Raw genomic sequence first — 20,777 nt, 5'->3', positions numbered from 1 at the left:
TTCGATAAAAACACTACCTTGACAGTCGTGGTAATACGGTGTATCTTATAATCATGGAGGTGACACCATGACGGATTTTAAGGTTTCTTCTGACCTGCTTAGAGGACACACCGATACGATCATTTTAAAGCTGCTGATGAGCGGCGATAAGTATGGCTACGAAATATCTAAACTCATACTTACAAACTCTAACCATGAATATGAGCTGAAAGAATCAACGATGTTTTCTAGTTTGAAACGAATGGAGAAAGACGGGAATGTCACTTCGTATTGGGGAGATGAGAGTCAAGGCGGACGAAGAAAATATTACACCATTACAGAAAAAGGCAAAGCCACTTATCTTGAGAATAAGCAAAACTGGGACCACGCCAAGCGGATTCTTGATTTATTATTATAAAGGAGGGGCAGTGAGATGAACGAACGATTGAAAAAGTACTTAGATGCCATGTTTTCATCCTATGAACATTCGCAAGCAGTAGCGGAATTAAAAGAAGAATTATACGTAAGCTTGTGCGAAAAATATAGCGACTTAAAAGCGCAAGGCTATGATGAGGAAGCAGCTTATCAAATAACCTTCCAATCTATTGGAGATATTGAAGAAATGGTGGAAAGTGTATCGGAGAAAACAGAACCACAGATACAGAAAGCAGCAAAGCACTTGCTCAGTGAAATCATTTCGTATATTTCGCAAAAAGCAAGAGAGCTGCGTGGACCGGGAGACAACATTTCCAAAATGAATTTACGCAATTCCGATTTGTGGGATATCGTCGCGCATAACAAGAATTTTAATTACAGTGACTTGAAAGGCTCAAATTTTAGCCGGTCAGATGTAACAAACAGCTCGTTTAAATGCGCTGACTTACAAGATGTGAAATTCGACGGCGCGAATTTAACAAGAGTCACATTCAAAATGGCAAACCTTACAAACACCAGCTTTAAAGACGCCATATTAGACCATACGGACTTCAGCTATACTAGCTTATCCGGCATGTGCTTTGACGGTCAAACCTTTTCTGGAACAATCTTTAACTGTACAGACCTAACCAAGGCATCCTTTAAAAATGCGACATTCAAAAATATTTCCATCAAGTATGCAGATTTCTCAAAGGCCGTTTTTGACGGTGCTCAGATGGATAAACTCACTTACGCCGTTTTAAAGGGCGCAAAAGCCGATGTAAGCAAGGTAACGATTATATAGATTACGCATGCCAAAGAAGACATCTTTTCGGAAAGATGTCTTCTTTGCGGATTGCTACTGCTTCTTTTTTTCTTCTAGAACAGCTATACGCTGCTCCAGCTTATGTACTCTACCTTTGTAATTCTTTACAAACAAAATGAGCCATATAAACGCAATCGGTATTGCGATTAACATAGCGAAAATAACAATTTGATAGATGATTGTGCCCCAAGGCATGGATTCCATTGCATTCCCTCCTTTTCTTATTAATATATCATAAAAACAGAATATAAACATATAAATTATGAATCATATTTGATATTCACTTGAAACTACCCTAGCCCTGTCTTCGTAGCTCCCTATTTCCAAATCCGCTCATAGGTTACCTCGTCCGCCATTCGCAGCACAAATACATCCGGGTTACTCAAACTGCGCCACTCTGCAAATCCTACCTTATCATCGTAGTACTTCAGCAGAAGGCTCATGATATTGCCGTGCGTCACCAATACCGTGTGCATAGCTTCCCCTGCCCATATCTCCGCAACGACAGATGCAATCCGCTCCATTGCTTGGCGGCTGGATTCCCCGCCCGGTAAGGTGAGGTCGACATCCATAAACGTTTCCTGCAGTTTTTCAAACCAATCAGGCAGGTGTTCTGCGCTCAGTATGCGCTCTGTTAACCGCTCATCCTGTTCTACGTCCATATGTAAGCGCCCCGCAAGCGGCAGGATTGTTTGAACCGCTCTTTTGTAGGAGCTGGAAAGAATGCAATCAATAGGCTTGTCCGCCAAAAACGCTGCGAGCTCCAAAGCCTGTGCGTACCCTGCTTCAGTGAGCTCCGCCTCCCGTTCTTGTCCTTTTGCGGCGCAGTGCCTAACAAGATAAATTGTTTTCAAGGCTCCACCCTCCCTTTGCTTCTGCCTGTTCAATACTCTCTTTTAAATAGCTTGGAGCCTGCGGGTGCTGCAGGATCTCTTCCGTTGTTAACCAATACACATGCTCAACTTCTTCAAGAGATAATGGCCTAGCTTCTCCAGACTCGTGCTCACAAAGAAATACAACGTTCACCACGTGTACACCGCGCTCTGTCACAAATGAAGTACTATGGATATACGTCATGTTATTTATCTGTACACCGACTTCCTCCTCTATTTCACGCCGCAGGGTTCGCTCCAAGATATCTGTCGTGTTTCCTTCCTGCTCTACCTTCCCCCCAACAAGCGACAGCAAGCCGCCTGCATGCTCTTCCTGCCTGCTTCTTTCTATCACAAGCCATCTATCACCTTTTTTGATTGCACCTTCCACATTTACAATAAACATACCTTCCCCTCCCCTCCCAATTCTAACATATTCTAACAATACGAATATATCGAATCTTTTGCATACATGGTAGGATTTAAACAGGTACAAATGATTCAGCATCGCTTCCTATCCTCTAAAACTATTTATTAGGAGGTCTCTATGAGCAAAATAGGCGTTTATCGTACAGATATCACTCTGCCTTTAGGTATGCCGTTTATCGGCTATCATCGGCCAAATGGCCTTCGCAATGCCGATGAGCATATTTACGCAACAGCGTTTGTGTTTTATGCAAATTAGCAAAAGGCTGTTCTCATCGGCATGCTAGTAGATGACACGACCACCATTCGTACGCAGCTGCGCTTTCCCTTGTTAAACAAAAAACGCCTCTCGCCTTTTTTGGCGGCTATACAAATGGCTACATTGATTACCGGCCAACAAAGGAAGCCTATGTACAATGCGGATATGAAGCAGTTATGTACTAATTTCTCCTCAATAACCGCCCTCTTAATTCGGCTACAGCCAGCCTTTTTCCTCTGCCACAGCAATGGCTTCAATACGATTACGAACATGAAGCTTATTCAAAACTTCAGACATATAGTTTCGCACTGTTCCTGCAGATAAATACATAAGCATAGCAATCTCATTGGTCGTCTTTCCTTCCCGTGCGAACAAAAGCAATTCTCTTTCTCTCTCTGTTAACGGGTTAACTTCCTGCCACATTCCAAACATTAGATCTTGAGAAATCTCACGCTTTCCGTCCATTACATTACGAAGAGATACGGCCAAATCTTCTACTGGTCCATCTTTAAGTAAATAACCGTAAATGCCAGCTTTCATTGCACGTCCAAAGTATCCCGGACGCGCAAATGTCGTCAAAATGACGACTCGACATGTAGATTTTTGTTTTTGTAGCTCTTCTGCCACATCCAAGCCGCTTTTTAGTGGCATCTCAATATCTAATATACAGATATCTGGCTTTACATTTGCAATTAACATCAGGGCTTCTTCCCCGTTCGCTGCCTGCCCTACTACTTCTATATCATTCTCCAAATCTAACAAAGCTCCGAGCGCTCCTCGAAGCATGCGTTGATCTTCAGCAATTATAACCCGTATCACCCTGTCATCCCGTCCTTTTGTTTTCTCACGATGGGAATCGCAATTATTAATGTCGTGCCTTGGTCTCCGGAAACAATGCGTAGTATTCCTTCAAGTAAGCCAATTCTCTCTAAGATGCCATTCAACCCGTTTCCTTCTTTTTTTTGAATGCCAATTCCGTCATCACGTATCTCAAGCACAGTTTCCCCTTTCGTCACATACACTCCGACTCTGCATTCCTTTGCTTGGCTGTGCTTCACGACATTTGTCACAGCCTCACGCAAGCACATGCCCAGGACATTTTGTGTAAGTGGGGGGATATTCTCTAAATCTGCTTCTACATCGTAGATAAACGCAATATCCGCTGCCTGCAAAATCGCTTGCACCTGCATAATTTCTTCGGCAATCGTAACAGAGCGCATATCTGTAATCAACTCCCGTACCTGCTTCAATGCCGCGCGGGAGGTTTTTGCAATCTCTTTCGCCTCCATTTGTGCACGTTCTGGCTGCTTCGTGACAAGTCTTTCCACAAGCTGACTTTTCAACGTAATCAATGATAACGTATGACCTAGTGTGTCATGCAAATCGCGCGCAATCCGTTGGCGCTCTTCCTTCTTAGTCAAAAGTTGAATTTGCTCGTTCGCTTCCTTCAATTGCAACTGAAGTTCGTGCCGCTTCATCATAGAGCGGTTGACAAACGGAAAGACGAACATGAGAACAAATGCAGGCGTGGCGCCCAATATATCTTTAATAGAACCCCTCAACCCATATTTCCAAAGCACCAAGGCAACTAATGCCGCTAGCATGGCAAATAACGCCGCAAAGGTTTTTCGAGTTTTGGCGGCACCTATGAAGTTCGCCGGGAAAAAGCCCATATATATATAATTGACATGATAAAACCACGACAACGTGAAAATGATGAGCATTTGTAACGCAATCAAACCAAAGAAATACTTTGTTGCAAAATAAGCCTGCCTATAGATAACAACAAAGATTGCCAGCATAATACAACCGGCAATCCTTTTTCCTATCGGTTCTTGTAGCACATAATATAATGGCATCAATAAGTAAATTAACCATACAAGGGGGAAATGGCCCATATTGTCCGGGAACAGCCGGAATTTCGTTTTTCTCATTCATATCGCTCCCTGACGTTTTCTGATATATATTGATAATACTATAAAGACCATCATATATCCTGCTAACGCCATAATACTAGTCATGTCCGGCATTTTTCCAGCGACAATGTTCCAGGCACCGTGACCAAATCGGTATGTCGGCAGCCATTCGCCGATGGCACGGATTGTTTTCGGCATGATTTCAAGCGGCATCCATAAGCCTCCCAGTATCGAAAGCAGCATATACAAGACATTGCCTACAGCCGCCGCCGTATCAATGCTTTTGAAAGTACCAATGAATGTGCCCAGTGCCAAAAAAGGAAATGCCCCAATTAAAATCCATGCACCGCTGCCAATCCACTGCATAGCACTCAACTCGACGTTGTTGATTAAAGCTCCTACCAAAAAGATGACAATAATAGAAAACAAGTTGATGATTGTTTGTGCTACCATTTTCGCCACCAAATACGTACCAGCAGGTAGCGGTGTGATATCCATCAAGCGTGACCATCCTTGGCTTTTTTCTTGCACAAGTCGAAGACCTAACGTATTAATAGCGGATCCGATTATGCTGAACGCTGTCATTGAGATTAGATATTGTGCCTGCCAGGCCTTATCATTCGCCGCTCCGCTCAGGGTGTTTGTGAAAATATAATAGAACATGACAGGCATTACTAAAGATGCGATGATAAAATGACGGTTTCTAAGCACACGAATAATTTCCATTCTGCACTGCGACATGAGCATGTTCATACAGCTTCTCCTTTCTGTTCTACAAGCTTTTCAAATGCATCTTCCAGTCCGCCGCGTTCAACGAGCACATCATACACAGGAAGCTTCTTTTCAAATATATACCTGAGCACCGCATCTGAATCAGTGGTGGCAACTGATATACCTTCCCCTTCCGCGATTACTTCTGTCACATACGGGAGCGATGAAAGCTCTGTGTCTGCAAACAGTCCATGCGTACGGAACAGGACTGCCTGCTTCGTAAAGGCGGATTTCATTCCTTCGGGTGTATCGTCAGCAATGATTTTCCCGTCGGCCACAAGAATGATTCGATCAGCAAGTTGATCCGCCTCTTCCAAGTAATGCGTTGTCAAAATGATTGTTTTTCCAGATTTGGCAAGTAAACGGATGCTCTCCCAAAATCGCTTTCGTGACGCGATGTCCATACCCACGGTCGGCTCATCTAGGAAAAGAAGATCGGGATCGCCGGCCAACGCAAGAGCGAAGCCTAAACGACGCTTCTGTCCCCCGGAAAGCTTATGGGCCATGGACTTTTCTTCCGCCTCTAAATCCGCCATTTCCAAGAGCCTTTTCTTGGGCATCGGATGTGTGTAGTAGCCGCGGAATAGGTCTATCGTCTCTCCCACCGTCACGCTATCAATCACACTTACCTCCTGCAGCATGGCCCCCATTCTGTTACGTACATATGAAGCTTTCGGACGCCTGCCAAATAATTTCACTTCTCCTTCCGTTGGCTCTAAAAGCCCCAGTAGCATGGAAAGCATTGTTGTTTTCCCAGCTCCGTTCGGTCCTAAAACCGCCGTAACAGTCCCCTTTTCAACAGAAAACGAAATATTGTCCACAGCCTTTTTATTTTTAAACACTTTAGAAACACGGTTTGCTTCAATAATATATTCCATTTTTCCACCTCCACTGTTCTATTTTCATTGTATGAGTTTCCCAGCTCCATAAAAAGTAAGTGATGTCACAATAGAGAGATGACAATTGTCATGAAAACGCCAGAGGCATTTCCGAAAAACGATTATGTTATAATGAGATGTATAAGATCATTTTGATTAGCACTTTAAAGAATTTGCGATACGGGAAAGCCCACTACGGTGCAATAGCACCGCCTTTAGGCGTGGGATGCAATAGAAAAACATATGTTTGTATGCTATACTTGGTTCATAGACAAGCAAAAGTCTCTAAAACGACATGTTCTCTGAAAACAGAATACATATGAGGTTGGAGTAGCAAATTCTTCTACTCCGTAAAATGTATTAAGTCGTCAAGAATAAGACGCTAAAACACATTTGAGAACCAAAAGCTAGGCTATTTGGTAACAGAATAGTCGCCATAGGTGCTATACGCACTGCCTATGGAAGGGTGATGGCACACCCTCATCTTGTAGGCTGTTCAAAACAGAAATGGACTGCGAACGCAAAGTCATACAAGAATCCCACTGGCGTTAGCCAGCTTGCCCCTTTAGGGGTGGGAGTGTCAATAAAATGTGAAACACATCTAATTTCGGATGCCAAACCTCTTTATCTGGCAGGGCAGATGCTTTTTGATTCGTACATTAGGTAAAAGAACGTGGAACGACTGATTTAGCCGTTCCACGTTCTTTTACCTTTATGTATAAATTTATGTGATTTACATATAGGGGTAAGAGTAAACGCAGCTTACAGATATAAACATATACAAACATCTAGATTAGGAGACTTTAGGAAAGATATTTACTATCCATTCAGAACTAGATACGCCTGGAAAAAACATAAGCCTCAGTCAAGAGACTGAGGTTTTGAACGGAGGGGAAAAATTGGGCCGATTATTGCTATTATTCGTTGTCGGTGCGATTGCTATGACGGCGCGCTTTTTCATATTAGGTGTCTATGACTGGGAACAAATGTTAACATTACTACTATTTCCAGCCGGTGCCTTGGTGCTATTTTTCATACGCCTATGGGAGCTGCATCAAGAAGCACGCTACGTACCGAAATCAACTCAAAACGTCTGGCATACCTATACACGAGAAAAATATGCAACAAATGTAAAAATACTCTACAAGGGGATAGAACAAATCGCAACCTATCAGCGCTTTTATCGGCACTGGTGGCAAAAAGTAGTCACTATGATTCTAGAAGGCGAAGGAAAATGGTATATGAACCTTTCCTTTACGATGCAGGATAATTCGCAAATTACGTTTGTAGAACAGCAAAGCTCGATTTGGAAAGCGAACGAGATGTGGCACATTGTACGTGATGGCGAGATCATCGGCAGTGTAGAAACGGACTATTCCCTAAAAAATGCGGTAAAGCTGCAGGAAGGTCTGTTTTTACAGCTTGGGGATACAGCCTATTATTATAAATCCTTCGGTATCGGCTCAAAAACAGAGGTTCTTCGTGAAGGTACAGTCATTGCCACCGGCAAGCGTATCACACGCTGGGAATACAGCTTTGATGGAGAGGATCTCCCCCTCGTTATGACGTATATTCTCTTCAACTATGTGTTTAGTCAATAACACTTACACACCAAGCCATTTTTTCAGCATAAGCACCGCAGCTAAAAACAACAGCGCATACGACATGTGAAGCAGTTGCTTCTCATAAAAGCGATTGCCTTGCAAAATAGCTTGCCGCACGTTAATATTTTCTTTTGTTTGTTCAATCTGCTTTACAACATCTGCATATTTGCTTTCCCAGTGCATAAAATGAGTGTTCGGTAGGTTGATTGTTTCAGCGAGAATGCGCATTTCCTCCAGCTTTCGCTTTTGCAGGCGATAGGCGGCAAGCTGCTGCTTTTCCATGTGACAATCAGCCTCGGCCTGCTTTCTCTTTTTATGCATATAACGGCAGAAAAAAGCGGCGCCTATACACGCAAACAGTAAAATAAAAACCATCACACAGCCCCCTTGAAAGCGGTTTATATTTCCATCCTATGAGCATGCTAGAAGGGTTATGAAAAGGAAAGGACGCGATGCTATGCAAGAGTGGCAACAAGAACAGCAGCGAGTCAACGAAGTAACAAAAAAGATACGTACAAAAGCCGCTGCGCTTGAAAAACAAACCGGCACTGTACGTTCGGAGGTAACGGAAATTCGCCAAAACTTTTGGGAGGATGTGACCGTTAACTTTGACAATGCCGAAGAAGCGGCCGAAACACATGCCAGCATTAAACAACAGGCAGAAATGCTGGCCGAGCGCGAGCGCAGCCATCACCACCATACGAACCAGCTGAAGCTGCTGCGCCGCTTGATGAACACACCTTACTTTGGCAGAATTGATTTTGCTGAAGAAGGCGAACCGGCTGAAGCCATTTATCTTGGCATCGGTTCATTTTATGATGAAGAACAAGAAGAATTTCTCATATACGATTGGCGCGCACCAATTTCAAGCGTGTACTACGATTATGCGGCCGGCCCGGCAGCATATACAGCCCCAAGCGGTACTGTGCACGGCACACTTCAGCTCAAGCGGCAGTTTGTGATTCGAAATGCGCAAATTGAGGGTATGTTTGATACGGGTGTGACAATCGGCGATGTGATGCTGCAGGAAGTGCTTGGCAAGCAATCCAACACACAAATGAAAAATATTGTCGCCACCATTCAAAAAGAGCAAAATCTCATTATCCGCAACGAAAGCAGCCGTCTTCTTATCGTGCAAGGCGCGGCCGGAAGCGGTAAAACATCAGCAGCACTGCAGCGCGTTGCCTATCTGCTGTATCGCTATCGCGGCTCGCTGCGCGCGGATCAAATGATTTTATTTTCACCAAATCCGCTCTTTAACAGCTACGTTTCCACTGTTTTGCCGGAGCTTGGCGAAGAAAACATGCAGCAAACCACCTTTCAAGATTATCTAGCGCATCAGGTAACTGGATTTACACTTGAGGACCCGTTCACACAGCTAGAGTACATGCTGCGCAGCAATGACGCGGTGCGCCGCTCTGTTATTCGTTATAAAGCAGAGCTCGATTTTATGAAGCTCATTGACAGCTATGCGGCGCATTTACAAATACAAGATATGCGCTTTACGGATATTAAGTTTCGCGGCACGGTCCTGCTTACTGCCCGTGAAATTGCGGCATACTTTTATAGTGTTCCGGTCGACTCGCTCCCAAGTCGTATGGAGGAAACCGCGCGCTGGATTAAGCGCGAGCTAAAAAAGCACGAAAAACGTGAGCGCACGCGTCCTTGGGTCGAAGAAGAAATGGAGCTTCTCGATAAAGACACACTCCAGGAAGCTTATGAAACACTGCAAAGCAAGCAGCGTTACTCTGAGCACACCTTCAACGACTTTGAGCGCGAGCAAGCGCTGCTGCGGGCCATTGTGGTGCGCAAGCATTTTAAAAAGCTGTACGTACATGCAAAAAAGCTGCGCTTTGCTGATGTACCGGCGATTTACGCCCAGCTGTTTGCACCTGGCTTTGCACAGTTTGATCAGCTACCCACCAACTGGCAGGATATATGTGATTATACAACAAAGGAATTGATGCGCCGCAGCCTGCCGTATGAGGATGCTACACCATTTATCTATTTGAAGGAGCAAATTGAAGGCTTTCGCCGCAATACATCGATGCGCCATATTTTTATCGATGAGGCACAGGACTACGCACCGTTTCAGTTCGCCTTTTTAAAACGCTTGTTTCCGCTTGCGAAAATGACTGTGCTCGGTGACCTGAACCAAGCCATTCATGCCCAATCCGCACATGTCAGCCTGTTTACCCTTTCGTCCTTATACGACCAATCGGAAACCATTGAACTGACGCGCAGCTACCGCTCTACGAAGCAAATCATCGAATTCACACGGCAATTCGTAACAGGCGGCGAACGCATCGAAGCCTTCCAGCGCGAAGGTGCTCTGCCTGTTGTCGAGCAAGTCCCTGCTGATGGGCTGCCTGGTCAAATAGCCGCACGCATCGCTACTTTACAAGGCGCAGGTCATCAAAACATTGCCGTGATTTGCAAAACAGCGCATGAAAGCAAGCAGATGCATCAGCAATTACAGCCGCTTATCTCACTCCGTCTCATTACGAAGGAAACGTCCTCCTTCGAGCCGGGCGTATCCATACTGCCCTCTTATCTCGCAAAGGGTGTGGAATTTGACGCTGTCATTGTTTGCGACGCTGCTGCTGACGTATACGGTGAGCAGGATGGTAAGCTGTTTTACACAGTATGCACGAGAGCCATGCACGAGCTGCATCTCTTTACGACCAAGCAAATCTCACCGCTGCTGCGACTGGCCAAAGCCGAGACATACGAAAACCGCCCTTAATTTTTTGGGGGCGGTTTTTTACAAGGAATATTTTCCTTTTTGTCGAATATTCGTGTGAAGGGATGTGATAAAATGTGCACTAGCTTTGTTTGGTACGGCACAGAGACGTTGATTGGAATGAACTTTGATATTAGCGAACGACCGATTAAGCTTTCCCTGCAAGACAATCGTTTTCTGGTCCTGCAGCGTGAAAACGGACAATTTCTCCCGGCATTTGGCGTCAATGCAAACGGCACGTTTATGAATCTGTTAATGGTGGAGGAATGTGAGGAAGGTAGGTATCGCCGCGGTAAGAACTGCGTACATATAATGCGGCTATTTGATGATGTACTCACAGAACGCATCGAGCTATCCGACCTGCCCTCTTTTTTAGCAGAAAAAACGATTGTCAATGTACCCCATTACAGCGTACATAGCATGATTGCCGGAAAGAACGTATCTTACATCGTCGAACCAGGGCGCGCGAACATACATACAAGCTCACAGGACCAACATTTCACGGTCTTAACCAACTTTCCTCTTTCCGATTACGCACATGAAACATACGATTGCGTCCAAGGATGCGGGAGCGAACGCTACCAAACAGCTTATGCCATTCTTGAAAAAGAGCATACATTTGATGTAGATACGGCGTTTTCTATCCTCCAAAAAACAGCACAAACAGACGGCGATTTTCCGACGCAGCTTTCCCTGGTAGTGATACCCGAGCAGGGCATCATCTCTTTTACAGTCGGACAACATTTTCATACGAGATTTCAATTCTCGTTTGCAACACAGCAAATAACAGGCGGTACCAAGCCTATTACACTTTCTAAAAAAGGCGTTTTGCTTTCAGAACTGCAGAAGGCGTGAACTTCTGCAGTTTCCCCCCTTTGGTGATATAAAGGGCTATGTAGGCCTTTACCCACAATCGGTACAATCCCCATTTTACAAACGATCTATCAAGGCAATTAGCTACAGAAGTATATGATGAATCCTCCAATCTTCCCACATAAGTCGGCTTGACGCTGCAAAAGTACTCCTGCTATCCTTACATGTATCATTAGTTATGGAGGTCTTTTCTTGAAGTACAAATCTTTTTTTCTGTATGCACTATTACTCTGTCTTTTCATCGGCTCTATCGTTTTCGTCAACCACAACGACTTTTTATATAAACAACACATCGCAAAGGTTGTAAAAGCAACATCGGCAGAAGCGGAAACAGTAACCGATATGTATGGCAATAGCGATCGGATCTTTAAGCAACGCATTACCGCCAAGCTCCAAAACGGTCCGCACAAGGGCGAGCGGATTTACTTAAGCAATGAGTACTCCATCTCGGGCGCCTATGATCAAAAGTACACCGCGGGTGACAAGCTATTTGTTTCGATTCGCACCCATACACAAAACGGTGAATTAACCGGCCTCATCAAAGATGCCAAACGCGATACGAACGTACTCATCATCAGCTGGATTTTTATCTTTGCTTTGCTTGTAGTCGGAAAAAAACAGGGATTTCTTTCTCTCATTAGTTTAGCAGTCAACAGCGTGCTTCTTTCCTACGCCTTAGATATGTATATTACGACATCGGGGACGAGTCTATTATTCATTTGCGGCATCAGTGCAATTCTATTCACCTTTGTCTCTTTATTACTTGTAAATGGCTTAAATGAGAAAACATATGCGGCTATGCTTGCAACATTGCTTGGCACCTTTATTGCGCTTCTTATTATGTACTTGGTAATGAAAACAACGGGTGAAAAAGGACTGCGTTACGAAGAAATGCAGTTTTTAACAAGGCCGCCTCGTGTGGTGTTCATGGCAGGTATTTTAATTGGCTCGCTAGGCGCTGTGATGGATGTGGCGATTACAATGTGTGCCTCCATGTTCGAGCTGTACGAAAAAAACCGCGATATTACCGTGCAAGCACTGAAGACTTCCGGAAAAGCGATTGGGAGAGACATTATGGGACCGATGACTAACATTTTGTTTTTTGCTTATATCAGCGGCTCGATTCCTATGCTGATTTTATACATCAAAAATCATGCGCCGCTCGGCTATACCTTTTCGATGAATTTGTCCCTAGAGCTGGCCCGGGCCCTAGCCGGCGGAATTGGGATTGTTTTGACCGTACCGCTCGCTTTATATATATCCATTTTCTTTATTGAAAGAAAGAGGCGCACAGCATGAGTACATTATTTTGCTTAAGTATGTTACTCCTTATTTGCATGTTGCTTGTTGGCGGACGAAAAGGGCTGCGGTCGTTTATCGCATTATTTATCAATTTTGGAATTTTGTTTATTTCCATTTTATTTATGGCAGATCCGACCGTAAATCCGGTTATCATAACATTCATCGGCAGTGTCCTTATCAGCTGCGTAAGCTTATTTTATATCAACGGTATGAACGTAAAGACGAAAACAGCGTTGCTGGCGACGGGGATTGTATTTGTCATTTTGCTTGTATGTATTGTTGCCTTTACAGATCGCTTTATGATTAAAGGCTTTGGCGAAGAGGAAGTGGCCGAGCTCAGCATGTTTTCGCTGTTTGTCGGCGTCGACTTTTCTAAAATAGCTGTGTCTGTTATCATTATGAGCACAATCGGGGCCATCGTAGATTTGGCAATCTCTATTGCTTCACCCCTTCGTGAAATCTATACGCAAAGTCCCGCTCTAAGCAGAAAAGACTTATATCAATCTGGTTTAGGCATTGGCCGCGATATTTTAGGCACTACCACAAACACCTTATTTTTTGCCTTTTTTGGAAGCTATTTGGGATTGTTTATTTGGTTTAAGGACGCGACGTATTCGCTTGGGGAAATCATCAACTCCAAGGTATTCAGCGGTGAAATGCTCACCATTCTGTTTGCGGGAACGGCGGTTACCCTGACCATTCCCGTCACATCCTGGGTGACAGCTTACTTTTTAACCAAAAAATAAAGGCATGCTACAGGCATGCCTCTACCTCTCTTCGCCAAATCATATGATGATACCCTTCATCCCAAAAATCGGTCAGTACATATGTTGGTTCTCCAAACTTTTGCTGCCAAACTTGCTGTGCACGTTTGTAGCCGCTATCCAGACAAAACTCATGTATACCTCTCTCCTTCATTAGTCTCAGCATTGCCTGTACAAGCTGAGAACCAATCCCCTGCCCCTGATGACCCGGGTGCACAAAAACAGTCCCCACCTTATCAAGGTGCGCTAGTGCGCCGTTTGTATGTGTAGACACAAATTCACCGGCTTTTCCGTATTCAATGCACCCTATCACCTTAGCACCTTTCGTCGCAACTAAGAAAGACCGTGCGCCGCCATTTATATATTCCTGCCAGTATGTTTCCTTTTGATGGATTTCTTGTGCCAACTCCTCTTGTAAGTGTCCAATTCCTTCGCTTTCAAACGTATGTACAATCACCGTACGAAACAATTTATGCATATGTGCCGTATCATCGGCAGTTGGATGTTTGATGGTAATCAATATACTCACTCCTCTGCCGAGCTATATACGACACATATCATCATATCTCCTGCTTTACCTGTGCGTTGCCACGCGTTTCCATATGTAACTCCTCTTTTCGCAGCGTCTCCTCGACATGATGCATCGTTTCGTATTGTTGTCTGTAGATGGAGACATCCTCAAGAACAGTCGGATGCTTGACAACCTCTACACGCTCTTCACAAATAGGAATTCGAATCACCTCGTCGCCATTTTTTATGACCAGTTCTTCACGCGTGACAGGCACAACAATCGTTCGATTCTCGGTAATCACTTCTTTGTGCACCTCAACATCACCAGTGGCCACCCATTGCTTCACAATATCTAATTCCTCTTGACGTAGCTGCATCTTTTCCATCGGCACTCCTCCTAAAAAGCACCCCGGCCAAGGCCGAGGTGCTTCACTTCATTTATTCGTAGCGTGGCTCTTCATCATGTACCACATGAGCCTCGCCCGTTGTTTCAACGCGCGCTTCCTCACGTCGTAGCACCTCGTCCACATGATGCGTTTCTTCTACTGCACGCTTATAAGCGGAAACCTCGCCAGTAACCACCGTATGCTTCCCAACCTCTACGCGCTCTTCGCCCACTGGAATATGAATTGTTTCTTCTGCGTTGATAAATTCATCCGTAGGCTCATGGTCAATAGCTCTTCTCTCGATAACCACTTCTTCATGCATAACCGGAACGTCAACGACTTTGTGTTCTTCTACAATTTCTTTACTTAAAATAACTTCTCCTGTATCCACACGGTCTTTATGAATATCAAGCTCCTCTTGATGCAGACGAAGCTTGCCATCTTCTACAACATCCGTGCGCTCACGTCGGTCTTCTCTTTCGCGAATTTCTTCTCTCTCACGAATGTCTTCTTTTTCATCGTCAAATAATCCAAAAAAATCGTTCATCACGCATTCCCCCCTGTGCAATTTATGTTGCACCCCTAATTTGTGCTCATCAGACATATATCATGCGGTGTAGAATTTGGTACACATAAAAAAGCGACGCACCGTGGTGCATCGCTTTTTACTATTTAGGGCGAAGGAGGAAAATTGCGTGACGTATCCTTATACGTGTTTGCTTCATTCATCTCTTGGTTCAAGCTTTTTTCAGGAGAAGCCTGTTCCTTATTTTTCCGTATACTCCAAAGTGAATAACCAACAATCATTATGCACAAACTCCAAAAGATAATCATAAACCAGCTCATGCAATCACCTCCTTTTATTGCCCTAAATACGTTGCAGCTACAGAAATTTCTTCTGCTCCCTTCAATTGATACGCACCTGCCTCAGGACGGGAGCTGACAATACGATGTAATGCATCGCCTATGTAATGCAGCGCTACACTATCATCCGCCGCAATGCCGCCTTTGATTTGCCCTGCTGCCACCAGCTTTTGATAAGCCGGTCGGCGCTCTGGTTCACCGTCATAATGCGGACAATTGCTTCCTTTTAAAAAGCCGAGGCAGCGCAAGGGTTCTAGACCGTCGCCGTAGGAATCGGTCACACCCTCTTCAAACCAGCAAATCGAGCCCGCGCTAATCCCGGCTAAAATGATGCCCTGCTCCCACGCTTCTTGTAAGATAGAATCAAGGCCCCACTCGCGCCAGATGGCGAGCATATTTTTCGTATTGCCACCGCCTACATAAATGATGTCCTGCGACAATAAAAATCCGCGCACATCTCTTGTATGCGGCTTAAACAAAGACATGTGCGAAGGAACGCATGCTTGTTTTTCAAAAAAATCATAAAACCTTTTGATATACGAGTCCGCGTCACCGCTCGCCGTCGGTATAAAACAAATCTTCGGCTGCGGCTTATTTGTCTGTGCTAATATGTATTGATCTAAAAGCGGATTGTCCGGCTCCATCGAAAAGCCCCCGCCGCCAAGTGCGATAATTTGCTTCATCTTGCTCCTCCCGTAAATTCATATACCTTATAACGACCGTTGTCAGATGAGAAACGCAAAATATTGCCGTCCTCTGGCAAGCCGTGAAAATAAGCGCCCATACAGCCGGTCGTGCAGCGATGACCTGCAATCAAAATGGGCACATCATGTCCGTATGTTTCCTCGATTTCTCGCATAAAGCTGAAAATCCGCTTTGCGAATGCTTCCGGCTTTTCCATGCTTGGATACGCCTCTGCATCAAACATGGCACCCTTCCTTTTGACCTCATCAATCGGCAGACCGTCCGCTTCCCCTAAGTCAAATACATCTAAGCGCGGATCTGTCTGCACCGTCTTGCCCGTAATCAGCGCTGCCGTTTGGACAGCTCGCTCCTGCGGTGAAGAAAACACGTACTGGAACGGAATTTCACGAAGCTCCTGCCGCAATGCTTCTGCCTGTGCCACACCCGTTTCGTTCAAAGGCAATCCGTTTTTTCCTTGCATTTTTCTCTCCACATTGAAATCTGTTTGCCCATGCCTCACAATATAAATCATACAGTTACCTCGCTCATAAACGCATGTGTATTGCCCTCTGTGTCCTTGAAAAACACCATCCACGTTTCAACATTGCCGATTTTCGCAACGACATGCGGTTCGTCAGTAAACTGCATGCGTGCCTGCAAACTTTCGTATGTTCTATGAATATTTGCCGTCTTAAAATATAGAACAGAACTACAGCCCGTAAATTCTGGCTCTGGCTCGCTCAGCAGCAAGCGCACACCATCGCAATCAAAAAAAGCAAGTGAACTCGCCGTAAACAGCAGTGGCAACTGAAGAATATCGCGGTAAAAAGCGATCGCTCTTTCTAGATTTTGTACAGGTACAGCAATTTGTCCAATCGTTTGAATCGTACTCATCTCATACAACCCCTTTTTCATACTCTTCTGTCTATTATACACGACACATACATTCTATTTGGACTATTCTGTAAATATTTTGTCTGGTTCAGCTATTTATTTGGCAACTTTGAGCAATAATCTGGCGACTCCCTCCAATTGTTATATAATGGAATTACCCCACCTAAAGGAGGTCCTGTTATGAATCTACAATCTGTACAGCTGCATTACATACGTGAAGGGCAAGGTCAGCCTGTACTGCTCCTGCATGGCTGGCCTGGCTTTTCCTATGATTGGCGCCGCGTCGTGCCGCTACTTGCTCCGTTTTGCGATGTGATTGCCCCTGATTTTAGAGGCTTTGGGCAGTCACCAAAGCCACAGGGCACAGCTTACACACCGCAGCATCTCGCCGCGGACATTATTGCCCTTTTGGATGAACTTGCTCTGTCAAAGGTCATCGTTGCCGCGCATGATATGGGGTCTACCATCGCGCAAACCTTGGCGCAGACGTATCCAGAGCGCATTGCTTCACTTATTTTGCTAAACCCGCCTTACCCAGGTATTGGCCTTCGCCGCTTTGACAAAGATGTGCAGCATGAGTTTTGGTATCAGCAGTTTCATAACATGCCTTGGGCCGGTGCTGTCATCGGCAGTTCAAAAGAAAATGTGCGATTATATCTCAGCCACTTCTACGAGCACTGGGCGGGAAAAGCTGCTATCACGCCAGACGAACTCGACACCATTATCGACATGTACAGCAAGCCAGGGCACTTTGAAGCGAGCATCGCCTACTATAAGGCGCGCGCCGCAGCAAAAACAGCAAGTGCCATCACAACAGCCGCACCCGTTACCATTCCCCACCGCACGACCGTACTGTGGGGCGATGCTGACCCGGTTATGCGGTCGGATTGGAGCGATCGACTAGCAGACTATTTCGACCAAGTGACTATCACCCTATTGCCTGGCATCGGACATTTCGTACCAACAGAAGCACCGCAGGATGTCGCCGCTGCCATTCGCTCACATTTACAAAAAAGCGAATGAGATGGTAAGATAATGCAGTTATCAATAATCTAATCAAATGCAGCAATATTCCGGTCAAACTCAGTAGCATTCCGGCCACTTTACAAATATTCCGGTCAAATGCACCAGCATTCCGGCCACTTCACACATACAGGAGGACAACATGGAAGATTACCTATGGACCCTACATCAACACAGCAGCAACCATCGCACCGTACTCGAACAAGACAGCTTATGCGGTTGTTTTCATTGCTTGCGCTTGTTTCATCCCTCTCTTATTGACGAATGGATTGATGATACCGCATGCTGTCCGTACTGCGGCATGGATGCAATCATCAGCGAAAGCGCCGGTGCTCCAATGACCAAGGAATTTCTGCAGCAAATGAAGGATGTGTTCTTTTACCTATGAAGCTACTGCTCTTTCGCTACTTTTTATTCTTTTTTGGCTTAACATGCTTTGGACTTGGTAGCGCCACCGCGGTTCAGGTGCAGTTTCTCGGTCTGCATCCATGGGACGTATTAAACGTTGCTTTATTTGATAAATTCGGGTTTACAATCGGTACATGGAGTGTTCTTTGCGGCTTCATCCTTCTCATCATTTCATTTGTCGTTGACCGAAAATATATTAATATCGGAACCTTTTTGAATGCGCTCTTAATCGGGCCGATTATGGACTTCTTTCTGCGCTCCGGCTGGCTGCCGCAGGCGACCGACTCACTCCTCCTAAACATTGGTATTTTACTGATGGGTGTCACTATCACAGGCATCGGCGGCGGGGTGTATGTTGCAGCTGGAATCGGCGCGGGGCCACGCGATGGGTTCATGCTTTCTCTATCTGATAAAACCGGACTATCTGTAAGCCGGGCGCGCATGCTTGTGGAAAGCGCCGTGCTTGTTGTCGGCTTTTTTCTGGGCGGACCGGTGTTTATCGCTTCCTTTTTGTACACCTTTGTGCAAAGCCCGATTTTTCAGCTAGCATTAAAAGCAATGCGGACCCTTATGCATATACTAGAAAGCAAGCAGACGATGAATGTGCAAGGCTGACATTCATCGTCTGTTTGGTTTATTTTGAAATTATATTTCTATAAAAATATAATTATTTATGAAATTAAGTTCAAAAATGACTAGAACTCTCTTTTTATCTTTGTTATTCTTAAAATGTAAGCGTTATATTTAGAAGATTCGAATAAAGGGGGAAGGAATATGAAAAAAAGATTAGGCTTGGCGTTAGCCGCTTCCTTGTTACTTGGCGGTGTGCCAAACACACAAGCAAGCAGTGTGACCATTCCATTAGAAACACCCATCGTAAAGCATGAAATGCGCGCCGCATGGATTGCATCCGTTGTCAACATTGACTGGCCTTCTAAACCGGGGCTGTCGATGATGCAGCAAAAAACTGAGTTTTTAAAGTTACTAGATGATGTACAAGCTATGGGAATGAACGCGATTGTCATGCAAATCAAACCGACAGCAGACGCATTTTACCCTTCTCAATATGGCCCGTGGTCTAAATACTTAACAGGTGTCGCTGGAAAAGACCCTGGCTATGACCCGCTTGCATTTATGGTCGAGGAAGCCCACAAGCGCAATATTGAGTTTCACGCTTGGTTCAACCCGTATCGCATTACAATGCCCGGTGCAGGCTCAACCGATCTAAACTCACTTGTGGAATCCCACCCTGCGCGTCAGCACCCGGACTGGGTTGTCACATACGGACAACAGCTTTACTACAACCCAGGTATTCCGGAAGCACAACAATTCATTATTGATGGGATTATGGAGGTTGTAAAGCATTATGACATCGATGCGGTGCATATGGACGATTACTTCTACCCGTACCGAATCGCGGGCGTTGATTTCCCAGACCAGGCTACATACGAAACCTACGGGGCAGACCGTTTTGCGAACAAAGATGACTGGCGCCGCGACAATGTAAATAACCTTGTTAAAAAGATTAACGAAACCATTAAAGCGGAAAAACCATATGTAAAATTTGGTATTAGCCCGTTCGGTGTATGGCGTAATATTGCCAAAGACCCGACTGGCTCTAACACAACAGCCGGACAAACGAACTATGATGATTTATTCGCTGACACACGCGAGTGGATTAACAAAGGCTATATCGATTATATGACACCACAAATCTATTGGAATATCGGCTTTGAGCCAGCTGCCTATGATATTTTACTAGATTGGTGGGCAAAGGAAGTCCGCGGTAAAAATGTGGATTTATATATCGGACAAGCCGACTATAAGATCAACGCTAACAACGCGGCGTGGACAAACCCGCAAGAAATGCCAAATCAAATTAAGCTAAACCGTACGTATCCAGAAGTTGACGGCAGCATGCATTTCAGTCTCAAAGATTTAAACAAAAATCCGCTCGGTATCAAAGATATATTAATGAACGACTTATATAAGCCGAAAGCGTTAATTCCGGCCATGCCTTGGCTAGATAACGAAGCACCCAAAACACCGAAGCTTCGTGATGCGGCGAGAACAGAAGAAGGCATCGCCCTCAACATCGAAGACCATCAGCTCAATCAAGACGTAACGTATTATGCGGTATATCGCTTTGATGGCACGAAAAAAGGAAGCACGGAAGATGCGACAAAGCTTTTGACTACTGTTCGTAAAACCGGCGCTGAGCAAGTATTCGTTGACGAAACAGCAGATCCGCACAAAGCATACACGTATGTCATCACTTCGGTGGATCGCATTCACAATGAAAGCAAAGAAACACGAGAAATTACGATTAAATAGAGGATGCATTGCATCCTCTTTTTTGATTCTGTTCCTGCTCCTTGTGC

The 20,777-nt window shown here is 44.9% G+C and carries 27 protein-coding genes; 12 read left to right on the top strand and 15 right to left on the bottom strand.

Annotated elements, in window-relative coordinates; genetic code table 11:
- Nucleotides 1-67 precede the first annotated feature (67 nt).
- Together MUG87_RS17865 and MUG87_RS17860 are read left to right on the top strand one after the other, a co-directional pair.
- Entirely contained in the window at nt 68-397 is a 330-nt protein-coding gene (locus MUG87_RS17865) for a PadR family transcriptional regulator (RefSeq protein WP_247083980.1), read from the top strand.
- Nucleotides 398-412: 15 nt separating this feature from the next.
- The gene (locus tag MUG87_RS17860) at nt 413-1,198 is read left to right on the top strand and encodes a pentapeptide repeat-containing protein (protein ID WP_247083978.1); all 786 of its coding nucleotides are present in this window, start codon (nt 413-415) and stop codon (nt 1,196-1,198) included.
- Between the two features lie 54 nt (nt 1,199-1,252).
- Here MUG87_RS17860 and MUG87_RS17855 read toward each other — a convergent pair whose 3' ends face one another.
- From MUG87_RS17855 to MUG87_RS17845, 3 genes are all read right to left on the bottom strand, one after another.
- On the bottom strand, nt 1,253-1,423 hold the full coding sequence (locus MUG87_RS17855; RefSeq protein WP_247083976.1) for a hypothetical protein: 171 nt from the start codon (nt 1,421-1,423) through the stop codon (nt 1,253-1,255).
- Between the two features lie 113 nt (nt 1,424-1,536).
- A complete protein-coding gene (locus tag MUG87_RS17850; protein ID WP_247083974.1) occupies nt 1,537-2,073 on the bottom strand; it encodes a histidine phosphatase family protein in 537 nt (178 codons plus the stop codon).
- Nucleotides 2,051-2,497, bottom strand: coding sequence for an NUDIX hydrolase (locus MUG87_RS17845; RefSeq protein ID WP_247083972.1), 447 nt, complete (start codon nt 2,495-2,497; stop codon nt 2,051-2,053). The genes MUG87_RS17850 and MUG87_RS17845 overlap by 23 nt, the downstream gene beginning before the upstream one ends.
- A gap of 141 nt (nt 2,498-2,638) precedes the next feature.
- Here MUG87_RS17845 and MUG87_RS17840 point away from each other — a divergent pair, with 141 nt between their 5' ends.
- A complete protein-coding gene (locus MUG87_RS17840) occupies nt 2,639-2,776 on the top strand; it encodes a hypothetical protein (RefSeq protein ID WP_247083970.1) in 138 nt (45 codons plus the stop codon).
- A 216-nt stretch (nt 2,777-2,992) separates the two neighbouring features.
- Here MUG87_RS17840 and MUG87_RS17835 read toward each other — a convergent pair whose 3' ends face one another.
- Genes MUG87_RS17835 through MUG87_RS17820 form a run of 4 tightly spaced genes read right to left on the bottom strand, consistent with a single transcriptional unit; the run spans nt 2,993 to nt 6,341 of the window.
- Nucleotides 2,993-3,595, bottom strand: a complete 603-nt coding sequence (locus MUG87_RS17835) for a response regulator transcription factor (RefSeq protein WP_124565170.1) — start codon at nt 3,593-3,595, stop codon at nt 2,993-2,995.
- The gene (locus MUG87_RS17830; protein ID WP_247083969.1) at nt 3,592-4,710 is read right to left on the bottom strand and encodes a sensor histidine kinase; all 1,119 of its coding nucleotides are present in this window, start codon (nt 4,708-4,710) and stop codon (nt 3,592-3,594) included. The genes MUG87_RS17835 and MUG87_RS17830 overlap by 4 nt, the downstream gene beginning before the upstream one ends.
- Nucleotides 4,711-5,445 carry an ABC transporter permease gene (locus MUG87_RS17825; protein WP_247083968.1) on the bottom strand — a complete coding sequence of 245 codons (735 nt, stop codon included), beginning with the start codon at nt 5,443-5,445 and terminating at the stop codon, nt 4,711-4,713.
- On the bottom strand, nt 5,442-6,341 hold the full coding sequence (locus tag MUG87_RS17820) for an ABC transporter ATP-binding protein (RefSeq protein WP_247083967.1): 900 nt from the start codon (nt 6,339-6,341) through the stop codon (nt 5,442-5,444). Before MUG87_RS17820 ends, MUG87_RS17825 begins: the two co-directional genes overlap by 4 nt.
- Nucleotides 6,342-7,240: 899 nt before the next feature.
- On the opposite strand from MUG87_RS17820, the gene MUG87_RS17815 reads away from it, so the two are divergent.
- On the top strand, nt 7,241-7,942 hold the full coding sequence (locus tag MUG87_RS17815; protein WP_247083966.1) for a tubby C-terminal domain-like protein: 702 nt from the start codon (nt 7,241-7,243) through the stop codon (nt 7,940-7,942).
- A 3-nt stretch (nt 7,943-7,945) separates the two neighbouring features.
- On the opposite strand, the gene MUG87_RS17810 is transcribed toward MUG87_RS17815, so the two are convergent.
- Nucleotides 7,946-8,320, bottom strand: a complete 375-nt coding sequence (locus MUG87_RS17810) for a hypothetical protein (RefSeq protein ID WP_247083965.1) — start codon at nt 8,318-8,320, stop codon at nt 7,946-7,948.
- Between the two features lie 82 nt (nt 8,321-8,402).
- On the opposite strand from MUG87_RS17810, the gene helD reads away from it, so the two are divergent.
- The 4 genes from helD to MUG87_RS17790 all read left to right on the top strand — a co-directional run bounded on the left by helD (nt 8,403) and on the right by MUG87_RS17790 (nt 13,609).
- On the top strand, nt 8,403-10,691 hold the full coding sequence (gene helD, locus MUG87_RS17805) for an RNA polymerase recycling motor HelD (protein ID WP_247083964.1): 2,289 nt from the start codon (nt 8,403-8,405) through the stop codon (nt 10,689-10,691).
- Between the two features lie 72 nt (nt 10,692-10,763).
- A complete protein-coding gene (locus MUG87_RS17800) occupies nt 10,764-11,543 on the top strand; it encodes a hypothetical protein (protein ID WP_247083962.1) in 780 nt (259 codons plus the stop codon).
- A 210-nt stretch (nt 11,544-11,753) separates the two neighbouring features.
- Nucleotides 11,754-12,860: a YibE/F family protein gene (locus MUG87_RS17795; RefSeq protein WP_247083961.1), complete on the top strand. Its 1,107-nt coding sequence runs from the start codon at nt 11,754-11,756 to the stop codon at nt 12,858-12,860.
- Nucleotides 12,857-13,609, top strand: coding sequence for a YibE/F family protein (locus MUG87_RS17790; RefSeq protein WP_247083960.1), 753 nt, complete (start codon nt 12,857-12,859; stop codon nt 13,607-13,609). Before MUG87_RS17795 ends, MUG87_RS17790 begins: the two co-directional genes overlap by 4 nt.
- 7 nt (nt 13,610-13,616) lie before the next feature.
- Here MUG87_RS17790 and MUG87_RS17785 read toward each other — a convergent pair whose 3' ends face one another.
- The 7 genes from MUG87_RS17785 to MUG87_RS17755 all read right to left on the bottom strand — a co-directional run bounded on the left by MUG87_RS17785 (nt 13,617) and on the right by MUG87_RS17755 (nt 16,965).
- The gene (locus MUG87_RS17785; protein ID WP_247083959.1) at nt 13,617-14,147 is read right to left on the bottom strand and encodes a GNAT family N-acetyltransferase; all 531 of its coding nucleotides are present in this window, start codon (nt 14,145-14,147) and stop codon (nt 13,617-13,619) included.
- 40 nt (nt 14,148-14,187) lie between these two features.
- Entirely contained in the window at nt 14,188-14,523 is a 336-nt protein-coding gene (locus MUG87_RS17780) for a YsnF/AvaK domain-containing protein (RefSeq protein WP_247083958.1), read from the bottom strand.
- A gap of 52 nt (nt 14,524-14,575) precedes the next feature.
- Nucleotides 14,576-15,070, bottom strand: coding sequence for a YsnF/AvaK domain-containing protein (locus tag MUG87_RS17775; RefSeq protein ID WP_247083957.1), 495 nt, complete (start codon nt 15,068-15,070; stop codon nt 14,576-14,578).
- A 125-nt stretch (nt 15,071-15,195) separates the two neighbouring features.
- Nucleotides 15,196-15,369, bottom strand: coding sequence for a hypothetical protein (locus MUG87_RS17770; protein ID WP_247083956.1), 174 nt, complete (start codon nt 15,367-15,369; stop codon nt 15,196-15,198).
- Nucleotides 15,370-15,383: 14 nt separating this feature from the next.
- Nucleotides 15,384-16,070: a Type 1 glutamine amidotransferase-like domain-containing protein gene (locus tag MUG87_RS17765; protein WP_247083955.1), complete on the bottom strand. Its 687-nt coding sequence runs from the start codon at nt 16,068-16,070 to the stop codon at nt 15,384-15,386.
- On the bottom strand, nt 16,067-16,603 hold the full coding sequence (locus MUG87_RS17760; RefSeq protein WP_247083954.1) for a histidine phosphatase family protein: 537 nt from the start codon (nt 16,601-16,603) through the stop codon (nt 16,067-16,069). Before MUG87_RS17760 ends, MUG87_RS17765 begins: the two co-directional genes overlap by 4 nt.
- The gene (locus MUG87_RS17755) at nt 16,600-16,965 is read right to left on the bottom strand and encodes a VOC family protein (protein ID WP_247083953.1); all 366 of its coding nucleotides are present in this window, start codon (nt 16,963-16,965) and stop codon (nt 16,600-16,602) included. The genes MUG87_RS17760 and MUG87_RS17755 overlap by 4 nt, the downstream gene beginning before the upstream one ends.
- 180 nt (nt 16,966-17,145) lie before the next feature.
- On the opposite strand from MUG87_RS17755, the gene MUG87_RS17750 reads away from it, so the two are divergent.
- The 4 genes from MUG87_RS17750 to MUG87_RS17735 all read left to right on the top strand — a co-directional run bounded on the left by MUG87_RS17750 (nt 17,146) and on the right by MUG87_RS17735 (nt 20,730).
- Nucleotides 17,146-17,988 carry an alpha/beta fold hydrolase gene (locus tag MUG87_RS17750; RefSeq protein WP_247083952.1) on the top strand — a complete coding sequence of 281 codons (843 nt, stop codon included), beginning with the start codon at nt 17,146-17,148 and terminating at the stop codon, nt 17,986-17,988.
- A 142-nt stretch (nt 17,989-18,130) separates the two neighbouring features.
- The gene (locus MUG87_RS17745; protein ID WP_247083951.1) at nt 18,131-18,376 is read left to right on the top strand and encodes a cytoplasmic protein; all 246 of its coding nucleotides are present in this window, start codon (nt 18,131-18,133) and stop codon (nt 18,374-18,376) included.
- Entirely contained in the window at nt 18,373-19,011 is a 639-nt protein-coding gene (locus MUG87_RS17740) for a YczE/YyaS/YitT family protein (protein WP_247083950.1), read from the top strand. Before MUG87_RS17745 ends, MUG87_RS17740 begins: the two co-directional genes overlap by 4 nt.
- Before the next feature lie 159 nt (nt 19,012-19,170).
- Complete coding sequence (locus tag MUG87_RS17735) at nt 19,171-20,730, top strand: glycoside hydrolase family 10-like protein (RefSeq protein WP_247083949.1); 1,560 nt, start codon at nt 19,171-19,173, stop codon at nt 20,728-20,730.
- The last annotated feature ends 47 nt before the right edge of the window (nt 20,731-20,777 follow it).

Origin of the sequence: Ectobacillus sp. JY-23 (assembly GCF_023022965.1) — a bacterium.
GTDB lineage: Bacteria > Bacillota > Bacilli > Bacillales > Bacillaceae_G > Ectobacillus.
This window is presented reverse-complemented; position numbering and strand designations above follow the sequence as displayed.

What these genes read in the sequence shown, in the direction of transcription:
- MUG87_RS17840 (WP_247083970.1), top strand. Translation starts at nt 2,639, where the DNA reads ATGAGCAAAATAGGCGTTTATCGTACAGATATCACTCTGCCTTTAGGT.
- MUG87_RS17820 (WP_247083967.1), bottom strand. Translation starts at nt 6,341, where the DNA reads ATGGAATATATTATTGAAGCAAACCGTGTTTCTAAAGTGTTTAAAAAT.
- MUG87_RS17790 (WP_247083960.1), top strand. Translation starts at nt 12,857, where the DNA reads ATGAGTACATTATTTTGCTTAAGTATGTTACTCCTTATTTGCATGTTG.
- MUG87_RS17765 (WP_247083955.1), bottom strand. Translation starts at nt 16,070, where the DNA reads ATGAAGCAAATTATCGCACTTGGCGGCGGGGGCTTTTCGATGGAGCCG.
- MUG87_RS17810 (WP_247083965.1), bottom strand. Translation starts at nt 8,320, where the DNA reads ATGGTTTTTATTTTACTGTTTGCGTGTATAGGCGCCGCTTTTTTCTGC.
- helD (WP_247083964.1), top strand. Translation starts at nt 8,403, where the DNA reads ATGCAAGAGTGGCAACAAGAACAGCAGCGAGTCAACGAAGTAACAAAA.
- MUG87_RS17755 (WP_247083953.1), bottom strand. Translation starts at nt 16,965, where the DNA reads ATGAGTACGATTCAAACGATTGGACAAATTGCTGTACCTGTACAAAAT.
- MUG87_RS17775 (WP_247083957.1), bottom strand. Translation starts at nt 15,070, where the DNA reads ATGAACGATTTTTTTGGATTATTTGACGATGAAAAAGAAGACATTCGT.
- MUG87_RS17830 (WP_247083969.1), bottom strand. Translation starts at nt 4,710, where the DNA reads ATGAGAAAAACGAAATTCCGGCTGTTCCCGGACAATATGGGCCATTTC.
- MUG87_RS17750 (WP_247083952.1), top strand. Translation starts at nt 17,146, where the DNA reads ATGAATCTACAATCTGTACAGCTGCATTACATACGTGAAGGGCAAGGT.
- MUG87_RS17770 (WP_247083956.1), bottom strand. Translation starts at nt 15,369, where the DNA reads ATGAGCTGGTTTATGATTATCTTTTGGAGTTTGTGCATAATGATTGTT.
- MUG87_RS17855 (WP_247083976.1), bottom strand. Translation starts at nt 1,423, where the DNA reads ATGGAATCCATGCCTTGGGGCACAATCATCTATCAAATTGTTATTTTC.
- MUG87_RS17800 (WP_247083962.1), top strand. Translation starts at nt 10,764, where the DNA reads ATGTGCACTAGCTTTGTTTGGTACGGCACAGAGACGTTGATTGGAATG.
- MUG87_RS17845 (WP_247083972.1), bottom strand. Translation starts at nt 2,497, where the DNA reads ATGTTTATTGTAAATGTGGAAGGTGCAATCAAAAAAGGTGATAGATGG.
- MUG87_RS17780 (WP_247083958.1), bottom strand. Translation starts at nt 14,523, where the DNA reads ATGGAAAAGATGCAGCTACGTCAAGAGGAATTAGATATTGTGAAGCAA.
- MUG87_RS17735 (WP_247083949.1), top strand. Translation starts at nt 19,171, where the DNA reads ATGAAAAAAAGATTAGGCTTGGCGTTAGCCGCTTCCTTGTTACTTGGC.
- MUG87_RS17865 (WP_247083980.1), top strand. Translation starts at nt 68, where the DNA reads ATGACGGATTTTAAGGTTTCTTCTGACCTGCTTAGAGGACACACCGAT.
- MUG87_RS17740 (WP_247083950.1), top strand. Translation starts at nt 18,373, where the DNA reads ATGAAGCTACTGCTCTTTCGCTACTTTTTATTCTTTTTTGGCTTAACA.
- MUG87_RS17760 (WP_247083954.1), bottom strand. Translation starts at nt 16,603, where the DNA reads ATGATTTATATTGTGAGGCATGGGCAAACAGATTTCAATGTGGAGAGA.
- MUG87_RS17860 (WP_247083978.1), top strand. Translation starts at nt 413, where the DNA reads ATGAACGAACGATTGAAAAAGTACTTAGATGCCATGTTTTCATCCTAT.
- MUG87_RS17825 (WP_247083968.1), bottom strand. Translation starts at nt 5,445, where the DNA reads ATGAACATGCTCATGTCGCAGTGCAGAATGGAAATTATTCGTGTGCTT.
- MUG87_RS17745 (WP_247083951.1), top strand. Translation starts at nt 18,131, where the DNA reads ATGGAAGATTACCTATGGACCCTACATCAACACAGCAGCAACCATCGC.